Source organism: Enterobacter cloacae complex sp. 2021EL-01169, assembly GCF_020733125.1.
In the GTDB taxonomy this organism is placed as follows: domain Bacteria; phylum Pseudomonadota; class Gammaproteobacteria; order Enterobacterales; family Enterobacteriaceae; genus Enterobacter; species Enterobacter roggenkampii.
This window is the reverse complement of the sequence record NZ_JAJFTC010000004.1, coordinates 215,023-226,501: the sequence shown is the minus strand read 5'-3', so window position 1 is coordinate 226,501 and position 11,479 is coordinate 215,023. Positions and strand designations below refer to the sequence as shown.

The 11,479-nt window shown below is 58.2% G+C and carries 11 protein-coding genes; 4 read left to right on the top strand and 7 right to left on the bottom strand.

Annotation, left to right across the window (positions count from 1 at the left end; genetic code table 11):
• Nucleotides 1-16: 16 nt before the first annotated feature.
• Nucleotides 17-784 carry an arylamine N-acetyltransferase gene (locus LLF79_RS14145; protein ID WP_227879700.1) on the bottom strand — a complete coding sequence of 256 codons (768 nt, stop codon included), beginning with the start codon at nucleotides 782-784 and terminating at the stop codon, nucleotides 17-19.
• 96 nt (nucleotides 785-880) lie between these two features.
• Here LLF79_RS14145 and LLF79_RS14140 point away from each other — a divergent pair, with 96 nt between their 5' ends.
• Nucleotides 881-2,326, top strand: coding sequence for a PLP-dependent aminotransferase family protein (locus tag LLF79_RS14140; RefSeq protein WP_227879698.1), 1,446 nt, complete (start codon nucleotides 881-883; stop codon nucleotides 2,324-2,326).
• Here the strand turns inward: LLF79_RS14140 and LLF79_RS14135 are convergent.
• Nucleotides 2,298-3,182, bottom strand: coding sequence for a LysR family transcriptional regulator (locus LLF79_RS14135; protein ID WP_227879694.1), 885 nt, complete (start codon nucleotides 3,180-3,182; stop codon nucleotides 2,298-2,300). The two genes, LLF79_RS14140 and LLF79_RS14135, sit on opposite strands and share 29 nt — an antisense overlap.
• A gap of 134 nt (nucleotides 3,183-3,316) precedes the next feature.
• Between LLF79_RS14135 and LLF79_RS14130 the strand changes: the two genes are divergently transcribed.
• On the top strand, nucleotides 3,317-4,297 hold the full coding sequence (locus LLF79_RS14130; protein WP_023343995.1) for a nitronate monooxygenase family protein: 981 nt from the start codon (nucleotides 3,317-3,319) through the stop codon (nucleotides 4,295-4,297).
• 66 nt (nucleotides 4,298-4,363) lie between these two features.
• Here the strand turns inward: LLF79_RS14130 and LLF79_RS14125 are convergent, their stop codons facing one another.
• Both LLF79_RS14125 and LLF79_RS14120 read right to left on the bottom strand, forming a co-directional pair.
• Nucleotides 4,364-4,810: a hypothetical protein gene (locus LLF79_RS14125; RefSeq protein WP_227879691.1), complete on the bottom strand. Its 447-nt coding sequence runs from the start codon at nucleotides 4,808-4,810 to the stop codon at nucleotides 4,364-4,366.
• Between the two features lie 75 nt (nucleotides 4,811-4,885).
• Entirely contained in the window at nucleotides 4,886-5,941 is a 1,056-nt protein-coding gene (locus LLF79_RS14120) for an SDR family oxidoreductase (RefSeq protein ID WP_227879690.1), read from the bottom strand.
• Between the two features lie 97 nt (nucleotides 5,942-6,038).
• Between LLF79_RS14120 and LLF79_RS14115 the strand changes: the two genes are divergently transcribed.
• A complete protein-coding gene (locus tag LLF79_RS14115) occupies nucleotides 6,039-6,935 on the top strand; it encodes a LysR family transcriptional regulator (RefSeq protein ID WP_227879689.1) in 897 nt (298 codons plus the stop codon).
• 7 nt (nucleotides 6,936-6,942) lie between these two features.
• Here LLF79_RS14115 and umuC read toward each other — a convergent pair whose 3' ends face one another.
• The 3 genes from umuC to LLF79_RS14100 all read right to left on the bottom strand — a co-directional run bounded on the left by umuC (nucleotide 6,943) and on the right by LLF79_RS14100 (nucleotide 9,649).
• A complete protein-coding gene (gene umuC / locus LLF79_RS14110) occupies nucleotides 6,943-8,205 on the bottom strand; it encodes a translesion error-prone DNA polymerase V subunit UmuC (protein ID WP_227879688.1) in 1,263 nt (420 codons plus the stop codon).
• Complete coding sequence (gene umuD / locus LLF79_RS14105; RefSeq protein WP_008500532.1) at nucleotides 8,189-8,623, bottom strand: translesion error-prone DNA polymerase V autoproteolytic subunit; 435 nt, start codon at nucleotides 8,621-8,623, stop codon at nucleotides 8,189-8,191. The genes umuC and umuD overlap by 17 nt, the downstream gene beginning before the upstream one ends.
• A gap of 159 nt (nucleotides 8,624-8,782) precedes the next feature.
• Nucleotides 8,783-9,649, bottom strand: a complete 867-nt coding sequence (locus LLF79_RS14100; protein ID WP_021241164.1) for an aldo/keto reductase family oxidoreductase — start codon at nucleotides 9,647-9,649, stop codon at nucleotides 8,783-8,785.
• Between the two features lie 143 nt (nucleotides 9,650-9,792).
• Between LLF79_RS14100 and LLF79_RS14095 the strand changes: the two genes are divergently transcribed.
• Nucleotides 9,793-11,454, top strand: a complete 1,662-nt coding sequence (locus tag LLF79_RS14095) for a methyl-accepting chemotaxis protein (RefSeq protein ID WP_008500534.1) — start codon at nucleotides 9,793-9,795, stop codon at nucleotides 11,452-11,454.
• The last annotated feature ends 25 nt before the right edge of the window (nucleotides 11,455-11,479 follow it).

Genomic DNA, 11,479 nt, shown 5'->3' with positions numbered 1-11,479 from the left:
CCCCATCTTTCTCCGATTACGCGGCGGTCAGCGCAAAACGGTCTTTCAGGACATGGCGGATGTCCTCCTCCGCCAGCTGCCGCGTTTCAGTGCCGTTCGCCGTGATGGTTTTCAGCATATCGCCCAGCAAAATCTGGCGTCCTTCCGGGCTGTGCACCACCACCACCCGCTTCTGCACAAAAATAGCCTCAGGATGCGTGGAGTTAAGGTAGTTGGCCGGAACGAAATCAATCCACTCCTGGGGCGTGAGATCGAAGCCGTATTGCCGGGCCCATTCGCCTTCCACCTTCGCCTCGAGCAGATATTCACCCTCCGCGCTGCGGCTCAGGCGAAACGTGTCGAAATCCTGGGTGATTTCCACGTCAAGCGTGTCCAGCGCCATTGGCGCGCGGATGCCGTAGCTGCCGAACCCGAGATCGCAAAGCCACTGGCGGCTCTCCACCTCGGCGATGAGCGCCATATGGGTTTTCGGACGCCGCGCGGGGTAGAACATCGGGCGCGCCGCCACGAAACGGTAAGGAATGCCAAGTGCTTCCAGCGCCATGGCAAAAAGCCCGTTAACCTCATAGCAGTACCCGCCGCGCCCTTTCTTTAACACCTTCTCGGCAATGTCGTCTGGTGCCAGCGAGACAATTTTACCCGCCTGCACGTCCAGATTTTCAAAGGGAACGGAAAAGAGCTGATGACGCATCAGCGCATGCAGGGTGGACGTATCGGCCGCCGCCGGCCCGGTGTAGTTTATGCGTTTGAAATACGAGGAAATGTCGAAATTATCGCTGTGCATAATGCCTCCTTGTCCTGAACATGCCGGACACTATAGATGGCGCACATCATTGGCTGTATAGTCAGTTTTATCGAAAATTAGCCTGAACAGATACCCATGTCTGCCCCCTCCCCACACTATCGCCGGATTGCTGAGCGTCTGCGCCTCACGCTCTCTTCAGGCGCATTGCGAGTCGGTGACCGGATGATCTCCGCGCGTAAACTGGCCGAACGCGAGCACGTGAGCCTTCCGACGGCGCTGGAGGCCCTTCGCTGCCTTGAGGCTGAAGGGCTGATCGTTGCGCGACCGCGTTCAGGTTATTACATCCGCCAGATCAGCCTCCCTCCGCGCGCGGAGCCCGCGCGTTCCACGCCGGGCCCGGTGCCCGTGACTATGTCCGCCGTGGCCCGGTCGCTGTTCAGCAGTGCAGAAGCCCGGCTGATCCCGCTGGGCGCCGCCCTGCCCGATCCCGCGTGGCTGCCAGGAGATGCGCTACAGCGGGCGTTACACTCCGTGGGCCGTCGTCTGGACGCGCATGGGCAGAGCTACAGCCTGCCGCCGGGAAGGCGTGATTTACGAAGCAAGATTGCGGCGCGTGCTGCACAGTGGGGAGCCCGTTTCGGCGCGGACGATCTGATTATTACCGCAGGCGCGACGCAGGCGCTGCGCCTGGCCCTGCGGGCCGTGTGTCAGCCAGGTGATGTGGTGGCGGTGGAGCAGCCCGCCTACTTTGGCACGCTCCTGCTGCTGGAGGATTTAGGCTTGAAGGCGTTAGAAATTCCCACCGATCCTGCTGAAGGTCTGTTACTGGAACCGCTGGCTGACGCCATCCACTGCCACCGTCCCGCGGCCGTCCTGGCCTCGCCCACCGTGCAAAACCCATTGGGTGCCAGCATGCCCGTCGCGCGCAAGCAGGAACTGGTTGCTCTGCTTGAAGAAGCCGGTATTCCTCTGATTGAGGACGACGTTTACGGTGACCTGGTCGGTGACGGGCAACGTCCTCCGGCCTGCAAAGCCTTCGACCAGAACGGGAATGTGATTTACTGCAGCTCCCTGTCTAAAACGCTTGCACCGGGGTGGCGAATCGGCTGGATTGCCGCCGGACGCTATTACCCGCAGGTCTTGCAGGCCCGCATGGCCGGAGACTGGGCCGGTGCGCCGCTGCTGGAAGCCGCGACGAGCGAGATGCTGGCAAACGGCGACTACGACCGTCACCTGCGGCGGCTAAAGCGGCGGATCGCAGAGGGAATAGACGCCGTCGTGGCGCAGGTCGGGGCCAGTTTTCCCCCCGGTACCCGCGTAAACGTCCCCGCAGCTGGCTTTCTGCTGTGGGTCGAACTTCCTCCGCAGGTCAACGCGCTGGAGGTGCATCGCCGCGCGCTGGCGCGGGGTATTGGCGTCAGCCCCGGCCCCCTGTTTTCCCCTGGCGCAGAACTCACGCACTTTCTGCGGCTAAACTGTGCAAACGAACCGACGCCCCGCCTGCTCAATGCCGTGGAGCAGATTGGTGCGCTATGCCATGAGCTGGCCGCTTTCACACCAGACTCTCCAGCCACTCGGTAAATACCCGCACTTTGTGGGAGAGATGACGGTGTGGGTAGAGCAGTGACAGTTTGCGGTCCGGCGAACGATATTCAGGCAGGACCTCAACCAGCAGGCCGCGGTCAATGTAAGGCTGGAGAAAGAGATTCATTCCCTGCATTACCCCCAGCCCGGCCAGGCCTGCCGCGATGTAGGCCTCGGAGTTATCCACCACGAGCTTACCGGGTAGCGCGATCTCCGCGACGCCCTCTGGCGTGGTAAACGTCCACGGCTGAACGTGCCTGCTGCTGTTGTTAATCCAGTTAATCGCCTGATGCTTGCGTAAATCCTCCAGCGTTTCTGGCGTACCGTGTTCAGCCAGCCAGGCCGGGCTGGCGCAGGTCGTGATTTTAATGTTTCCGATTTTACGCGCGATATAGTCGCCGTCGTCCAGCTCGCCCACCCGCAGCACGCAGTCCAGACCGTCCCGCAGCATATCCCGACGGCGGTCAGAGCTGCTCAGGATGATGTCGATCTCAGGATGCTGACGATAAAAATCAGGCAGGTTGGGTATCACCCGCAGCGCCGCAAAAGAGATGGGCATATCCACACGCAGCTGGCCGTGTATCGGTCGATCGGCACCAAACGACTCCAGTAATTCGTCCGCCTGCGCCAGCAGGGGTTTACTGCGGCGATAAAAGGCTTCCCCATCCGGCGTCAGGCTAATCCGACGCGTGGTGCGCTGCAGGAGCCGCGTGCCGCTGTGTTGTTCCAGAAGCTGCAGCGCTTTGGTCACTGCCGGTCGATGGACCTGCAGATTTTCCGCCGCCTGGGTAAGGCTCCCCGAGTCGACAATTTCAATAAAAATCCGAATAGATTCAAAGAGGTTTATTTGCATAAGGGATGTCTTGCCGCGAGCGGGAGAAAATGATTGTTATTAATTTTATAACAGTGATGAATGTTTTTGGCTATTTTTCCTAACAATCTTACTCTCTACACTCTCCCTCATTCAAACGTAAGGGAGAGTCTGCTATGAAAAATAACCGTATCTGTCAGATCCTGGGTATCGAAAAGCCCGTTATTCAGGGACCGTTATCCTGGCTTACTGATGCCCGTTTAGTGGCCGCGGTCAGCAATGCCGGAGGACTCGGCGTGCTGGGCCCCAACGCCGGTTTAACCGCCGATACCGCGGTCTCCACGCCGGAAGAGACCGCCGAAAAAATGCGGGAAGAAATTCGGAAAACCAAACGGCTGACCGAAAAACCCTTCGGCGTGAACCTGATCCCCACCGCCGTTAATGACGTCTGGACCGGGCCAATTCTTAAGGTGGTAAAAGAGGAAGGCGTCAGGGCCGTGGTGTATACGGGCTATGGGGAAGGCAGCATTATTCCCGCGCTGTTCAATGAGTTAAAAGAGGCAGGTATCGCCATTATCTACCGCGACATCAATCCCACGCCGGAAAATACCCTTCTGGCTGAAGAAATGGGGGCTGACATCATCGTCGCCACCGGTTTTGACGAAGGCGGGACGCTACCCGCGACGGCGCTGGGTACCTTTTCCATCGTGCCGCTGATTGCCGATGCCGTGAAGCACGTCCCGGTGATGGCGGCGGGCGGTATAACCGATAATCGCACCGCCAGAGCGGCGCATGCGTTAGGGGCGGAAGGCGTGTTTGCCGGTTCGGTGTTTATCAGTACCGAAGAAAGCCGCGTGCCGCAGGGGGTCAAAGAGAAAATTGTTGCCGCCAACGGCCTGGACCTGCTGCTTTTCCGCACCGTCCCCCACTACTATCGTTCTCTCCCCGGCAAGCTGGCGGAAAAACTGGCGGCGATGGATAAAGCTGGCGCAAGCAACGAAGCGCTGGGCAAGGCGATGGGCGGATTACGGGGCCTGCGCCTGGGCATGCTGGAAAATAATACCGATGAAGGGTATATCGCGCTCGGCACGGGGATTGGGAATATCCGCAGCGTGAGAAGCGTGGCCGAGGTTGTCGATGCGTTAACGGTTGAGTAAGCCCTTAACCCTGATGCTATGGACGCTGCACAGGAGCAGCGTCCGCAAACCGTCTGCGGTCCTTTTTCATAGATTGAGGATTGCGCGTTCTTTAACCACAGCGTCAGGATTGGCACGTTTTACCGCTACCAGAAAAGCCGTGAAGTTATGATTCCAGAGGGTCAGATTGTTATAAAACTGCACCTGCTTTTCATTTGCACCATCACGGTAAATAACAATCCAGACCCGTCTGCTGTTTATCTCGGTATTCCCCGGCCCGATTTTAATGATATTAGCCAGCGCAATTTTACGGGTGGCGTTGTTTTTAACTTCATATAAAAACTGGTCATCATAAAACCAGGTTTTACCTCCATTCCCGCCAAATATTGAGGGACTGGCAGAGATCTTTTTCATCCCGTTACGGTCTGTAATGATGCGTTTTGCCTGGCGAATGCGTCTGACCAAAAAGCTTAACAGAATGAGAAGCGCAATGAGGGGCAGAGCAACTGATATCATTTTTAGACTTTCGTGCATATCCCTGCCCCACAATACATTCATTTAAACGCGTGAGTATAACGCGCCGATCGTTGATGACAACAACCCTTACGGTCAGGGAATAATCCGCGCGGCTCTCAACTGCGCAAACAGGTGGAAAAACATCTCATCCGTCGCCTGCATTTGCGTAAAGCCCGCCCTGCGCAGCTTGCTCCCGTCACCAAACATGTCGTAATTCCAGCTAAAGACAAAATCGGCAAACCGCCCGTCGCTCAGCTGCAGAATATCCGCTTCCACCAGCCGCTCTCCGGCAAGCTCGCGCCATACGCCGCGATAGTCCGTAAACAGCTGATGAAATGACAGCCTCACCGGCGGTGCAGAGTCCAGGTCAAACCAGCGTGCGATGCGCGGCCAGAGCTCGCTCCAGCGCCAGATATCGCCATTATTCACGTTGAACGCCTGATTCTGTGCCGCAGGTGACGCGGCGGCCCACAGCGTTGCCTCGGCCAGCAGCCCGGCGTCGGTATGGTCAACGATACTGTGCCAGGTCTGTTCCGAACCGGGAAAACGCAACGGTAAACCCAGCGCCTTGCACAGGGAGGCGTACAGGGCAATGCTCAGCGCAAGGTTCATGGCATTGCCCGGTACCGCACTCCCTACCACGCCCGGCCTGATGGCATTCCAGTGCCAGCGCTTTCCCCGCTGAAACTGGCTGAGCCACGCAAGCTGCGCGGCGTTAAATTCGGCACCCGGTACGCCGGGATCGCTTTCGCGCGCCGGGGTTTTAAACGGTCCCAGATGCGCGCCGTAGACCTTGTACCCCTGCATCAGGCTTACCGTCTGCAAAGGTGCCGTTTTTTCGAGGATGCTGACCAGATTACGCAGCATGGTGACGTTCGGCTCAACCATGTCTTCCCAGTTCGCCGCGTTCGCCCAGGCGCTGTAAAAGAGATGGGTGGTACCGTCCAGGGAGCGCAGCGCCCGGGCGCTGTCCTTTTCATCCAGTAAATCGATCTTGACCATCGGAATGCCGTCAGGATGCGACCCGGCATGGCGGCTAAGGCCGATCACCTGCCACTGATGGTGCAGGAGCGTGTTGACCATCTGTCTGCCGACAATGCCGCTGGCGCCCGCGACCAGGGCGACGTTATGTTGCTGCCTATTATTCATGGTATTTCTCCGGAAAGGGTGACAGACGCAGTGTGATATATTATTTTTTCTGGAGATATCCCATGAAACCGATGGCACTTATAAGCAAAATCATTAAATGAATAATAAGCTCAATGCCATTTCTACCTTTCTGCGCGTCGCTGAAGCGGGCTCGTTTTCAGCGGCTGCCCGTCAGACCGGTATTAAGCAGTCCGCCGTCAGTCAACAGATCGCGGCGCTTGAGGAATCGCTGGGTGTGGTACTGCTGCACCGTACGACGCGTACGATGAAGCTGACCGAACAAGGGGAACGCTACCGGCGTGATATGCAGCTCGTGCTGGACGCCATGGGGGAAGCGGAGAGGCGTTTACATCCTGTCGATCATAGCGTTCAGGGACGCGTCCATGTCCAGTTGCCGAGCGGCCTGGGGCAGATCATTTTGCCGCATCTGCTGGCGTTACAGCGCCTGCATCCCGAGCTGCAGCTGATGCTTTCCCTGGATGACCGCCTTGCCGATCTGGTGGCGGAGGGCGTGGATGTCGCGATACGGCTGAGCAGCGAGCCTCCGCAGGCGCACGCGGCTCGCGTGCTGGGACGGATTGAAGCTGCACTGTTTGCCGCTCCCGGTTTTCAGGCGGTACGCGCGGTCAGCGAACTGGCGACGCTGCCACACGTACGGTTCAGCGGCATTCCGCCGGATGCTCCCCTGCGCCTGATGTCTGACGAGGAAACGGTCGAGGTCAACGTGAATACCGTTTTCCGTGCCAACACCAGCGACGCGCTGCTGCAGGCGCTGGAATCCGGCATGGGTATCGGCGGCATGCAGCGACCGCTCGTGGCCAGGGCTCTGCAGGCGGGCAAGCTGGTACCGGTGCTGCCCGACTGGCGGTTACCCGATCGCTTCCTCTATGCCGTTTATCCTGATGCCCGCTTTATTCCGCAGCGCGTCAGAAAGGTCGTCAGCGTGATTGAGCAATTACTGCCTGAGATCGCGACCCACAACGCCACAAAATAACCGCCTTTTACCTCGCCACCGGTAAATCCGCGTACCGCGTCGTATAGGCCGGTGACAACATCTCTCGCTTCATCGCCCACGGTTTCTCAATACCCTGCCCGGCAAACCATATCTTCCCTTTGCCGGAGTGATTGACGCTGTCGATCATCTCCATCAGCGCCGCGCTGTTGGCGCGCAGGCGATTGTCGTCAAACAGATTAAGCTGAGCGACGCCGCTGCTGAAAAAGTCCGCCAGCATGACCCCGGCCTTCATATAGCGATACCCGTCGAGCCATATCCGATCCAGCGCCTCCGTGGCGGCACGGATGATATCCCGCGAGTCATTGGTGGGCGTCATCAGGGTGACCGAAGCCTGATTACCGTAATAAATTTCGTTGTCCGCATGCGGGCTGGTGCGCACAAACACGCTGATAAAACGACAGTATTGATGCTCGCCGCGCAGTTTCTCCGCGGCGCGTTCCGCGTAGGCGCAAATCGCCTGGTGCATCTCTTCATATTGCGTAATGCGATGACCAAACGAACGGCTACAGATGATTTGCTGCTTCGTGGGGGTGTACTCTTCCAGGTCAAGACAGGGCTCGCCGCGAAGCTCGCGCGCCGTACGCTCCAGCACCACGTTAAAATGTTTGCGAATGACCCACGAGGAGGCCTCCGCCAGCTCCAGCGCCGTGGTAATCCCCATCGCGTTCAGTTTTTTCGTGATGCGCCGCCCTACGCCCCATACCTCCTCTACCGGAACCTTTGCCAGCAGTTTACGCTGCCGCTCGCGGCCTGACAGATCGACCACGCCGCCGGTACTGGCCCACCGTTTCGCCGCATAGTTGGCTAGCTTCGCCAGCGTTTTTGTCGGGGCAATGCCGACGCCAACGGTTAAGCCCGTGTTTTTAAAGACCTGCGTGCGCATCTGGTGTCCGAACGCGTCCAGCGACATGCAGTTACCGATCCCTGAAACGTTCACGAACGCCTCGTCAATCGAGTAAATTTCTATGGCCGGAGCCAGATCCGTCAGCGTCTGCATCACCCGACTGCTGAGGTCGGCATACAGCGCATAGTTCGAACTGAAGACGTAAACCCTCGCCGGAAAAAGCTTCTCTTTGAATTTAAAATAGGGCTCACCCATTTTTATGCCGAACTGCTTTGCCTCCCGCGAGAGTGAAATTATGCAGCCGTCGTTGTTGGACACCACCACGATGGGCTTCCCCTCCAGATCGGGGCGGAATACCTTCTCGCAGGAGGCATAGAAGCTGTTCACATCAACCAGCGCGAACATGTTTATGCGTTTTAAGCGTGTGGGTGACGACGCCGAAGATCTGCAGCTCCTCTTCGGACTGAAAGGTAATCGGCTGATAGCGGGCATTATGTGGCAACAGCCTCAGCACCGGGCGCGTCTGTAGCTCTTTCACCGTAAACTCACCGGCGACCGACGCCACGACGATATCCCCATGTTCGGCATTTAACGAGCGGTCAACCACCAGCAGATCGCCGTCGCCAATCCCCGCGCCAATCATGGAGTCTCCACTCACCTTGATAAAATAGGTCGCACTGGGGTGCCTCACTGCCAGCCGGTTAAGATCGAGACGATCCTCCACATAATCCTGCGCCGGGCTGGGAAACCCACAGGCAACACGTTCTAAAAACAAAGGTAGTTCAATGATTTGTTTTGGTTGATAAGAAAAGAGAGTGTCCATGATGCCTTTCTCGCCACATACTGTATATAAATACAGTATTACGGATTATGGTCAGGGATCAAGGTCATTTCCGGAAGCGAACCCAAACGCGTTGAAGTGTCAGAAGATTTAAAACGCGCAAAGCCCGGAAGCACATGTCGGGCTTTGCGCCTGTGACGATCAGTCCATCAGCGTATTCAATGTTTCCAGCGCGTCAGGCGGCAGCTGCAGTTCTCCCGCCGCGAGGTTTTGCCGCAGATGCGCCACGGAAGAGGTGCCCGGGATCAGCAGGATATTCGGAGAACGCTGCAGCAGCCATGCCAGCGCAACCTGCATTGCCGTGACGCCCAGTGAATCCGCGACAGCCTTCAGCCCGGAAGATTGCAGCGGCGTAAAGCCGCCCAGTGGGAAGAACGGCACATACGCAATCCCCTGCTGCGCGAGCAGATCCACCAGCGCATCGTCACCCCGGTTCACAATGTTGTACATGTTCTGCACGCACACCACCTGCACCATCTTCTGCGCTTCCGCGACCTGGGTGGCCGTGACGTTGCTCAAACCAATATGCCGCACCAACCCCTGCTGCTGTAATTCTGCCAGGGTTGAGAGCGGTTCAGCAATCGACCCTTCCGCTGGCCCGTGCGCGCTAAACATGATCCGCAGGTTCACCACGTCCAGCACGTCCAGCTGCAGATTACGCAGGTTGTCATGCACCGCCTGCGTCAGCTCCTGCGCGGAAAAGGCCGGCAGCCAGGCGCCTTTGTCGTTGCGACGGGCACCAATCTTGGTGACGATCGTCAGATCGTCCCGATAAGGATGAAGCGCCTCGCGGATCAGCTGGTTGGTGACATGAGGGCCATAAAAATCACTGGTATCAATGTGGTTCACCCCCGCCGCCACGGCCTCGCGTAACACGTCCAGCGCGGCCTGCTTATCCTTCGGCGGCCCAAAGACGCCCGGCCCGGCCAGCTGCATCGCGCCGTAGCCCAGCCGTTTCACCGTCCGCGTCCCGAGCGCGTATGTCCCGCTTTTATCAATGCTGCTCATGTTGACCTTCCTCATAAAAATGATCCGGATTTACAACAGGTTCCCAAAAGGGCCCCTTAGTTAAGCGCGAGTTAATTAAAGTTTACATTCTCTACGACGATAGTAATGAAGTAACCCTGCATCTTCTCTAACGGACGACCGCTATGCTGAAAAATCTGCACGTGATTACCGGTATTATCTTTGCCCTCACCATATTCTGCCTGCTGCAAGTTGTCACGGGAGGGTTGTTCTACTCTGCCGTCAGTAACGATCGCCATAACTTCCAGAACTCCGGCGTGCTCAATGCCCAGCAGGAAAGCCTGAGCGACAGCGTGAACACGCTGGTGAAAACGCGCGTCACCGTCACCCGCGTGGCGATCCGCTACCTGAAAAACCAGCGTGACCCGGCTTCCCTGGCGGCGATCAATAAACTGCTGGGCACCGCAGGCGACTCGCTGGCAAAAGCCGAAGCCTATAACAAAGAGTGGCAGAAACTGCCGCAGGTTAAGGGCCAGGAGGCGGCATTGACCGACGAGATGCAGAAATCCTGGAACCAGATGCACGAAGTCATGCGTTTATCGATTGAGTATCTGCGCGCCGACAACTATCAGGCCTATGGCGATCTGGACGCCCAGCAGGCGCAGGACGATATGGAAGCGGTTTATAACCGCTGGCGCGCCGAAAACAACACCCTGCTGAAGGCCGCAACCGAAGAGAATCAGAGCAGCTTCACGCAGATGCAGTGGACGCTGGCGGCAATTCTGCTGGCCGTTATCGCGGTTCTGGTGGTCATCTGGCAGGGTTTACAGCACCTGCTGTTAAAACCACTCCACTCCATTATGGACCATATTCGCGCCATTGCAGGAGGCGACCTGACGCAGGAGATCGCTATCTCGGGCCGCAATGAGATGGGTCAGCTGGCCGCGGGCCTGCATGAGATGCAGCAGTCGCTGGTGACCACCGTCAGCGCCGTACGCGGAAGTACCGATTCCATCTACACCGGCGCAGGCGAAATTGCCGCAGGAAGCAACGATCTTTCCGCCCGCACCGAGCAGCAGGCCGCCTCGCTCGAAGAGACCGCCGCCAGCATGGAAGAGCTGACCGCGACGGTTAAACAGAACTCCGATAACGCCCGTCAGGCCACGCTGCTGGCGAAAAACGCCTCTGAAACGGCCGCGCGCGGCGGTCACGTCGTGGATAACGTGGTTCGCACCATGAACGAGATCGCCGACAGTTCGCAGCAAATTGCGCATATTACCGGCGTGATTGACAGCATCGCGTTCCAGACGAACATTCTGGCGCTTAACGCTGCGGTGGAAGCGGCACGCGCCGGGGAACAGGGGCGTGGCTTTGCGGTTGTCGCAGGGGAGGTCCGGACCCTGGCGAGCCGCAGCGCGCAGGCGGCGAAAGAGATCAAAGGGCTTATCGAGAACTCCGTCAGCCGCGTGAATACCGGTTCTGAGCAGGTTAGCGAGGCAGGCACCACCATGAAGGAAATCGTCGCCGCCGTGACCCGCGTGACCGATATCATGGGCGAGATTTCCTCTGCCTCTGACGAGCAGAGCCGCGGCATTGAACAGGTGAGCCTGGCCGTTTCGCAGATGGACAGCGTGACGCAGCAAAACGCCGCGCTGGTGCAGGAGTCCGCCACGGCGGCAGCGGCGCTGGAAGATCAGTCCGAACAGCTGCGCCAGGCGGTGGCCGCGTTTCGTCTGAACGGCAAAGAAAAAGCGGTAGCTCCACGTCCGGCCAGCGTGAAAACGCCTCAGCTGTTGCGCCCGGCAACCGCAAACGCCGCCACCGACAGCAACTGGGAAACCTTCTGAATCACCGGCGGGCGAGGAAATCGCC

Bases quoted from the DNA above. Each gene is read 5' to 3' on its own strand.
- LLF79_RS14135 (WP_227879694.1), bottom strand. From the start codon at position 3,182: ATGCAAATAAACCTCTTTGAATCTATTCGGATTTTTATTGAAATTGTC.
- LLF79_RS14100 (WP_021241164.1), bottom strand. From the start codon at position 9,649: ATGAGCAGCATTGATAAAAGCGGGACATACGCGCTCGGGACGCGGACG.
- umuC (WP_227879688.1), bottom strand. From the start codon at position 8,205: ATGTTCGCGCTGGTTGATGTGAACAGCTTCTATGCCTCCTGCGAGAAG.
- umuD (WP_008500532.1), bottom strand. From the start codon at position 8,623: ATGGACACTCTCTTTTCTTATCAACCAAAACAAATCATTGAACTACCT.
- LLF79_RS14130 (WP_023343995.1), top strand. From the start codon at position 3,317: ATGAAAAATAACCGTATCTGTCAGATCCTGGGTATCGAAAAGCCCGTT.
- LLF79_RS14120 (WP_227879690.1), bottom strand. From the start codon at position 5,941: ATGAATAATAGGCAGCAACATAACGTCGCCCTGGTCGCGGGCGCCAGC.
- LLF79_RS14095 (WP_008500534.1), top strand. From the start codon at position 9,793: ATGCTGAAAAATCTGCACGTGATTACCGGTATTATCTTTGCCCTCACC.
- LLF79_RS14125 (WP_227879691.1), bottom strand. From the start codon at position 4,810: ATGCACGAAAGTCTAAAAATGATATCAGTTGCTCTGCCCCTCATTGCG.
- LLF79_RS14145 (WP_227879700.1), bottom strand. From the start codon at position 784: ATGCACAGCGATAATTTCGACATTTCCTCGTATTTCAAACGCATAAAC.
- LLF79_RS14115 (WP_227879689.1), top strand. From the start codon at position 6,039: ATGAATAATAAGCTCAATGCCATTTCTACCTTTCTGCGCGTCGCTGAA.
- LLF79_RS14140 (WP_227879698.1), top strand. From the start codon at position 881: ATGTCTGCCCCCTCCCCACACTATCGCCGGATTGCTGAGCGTCTGCGC.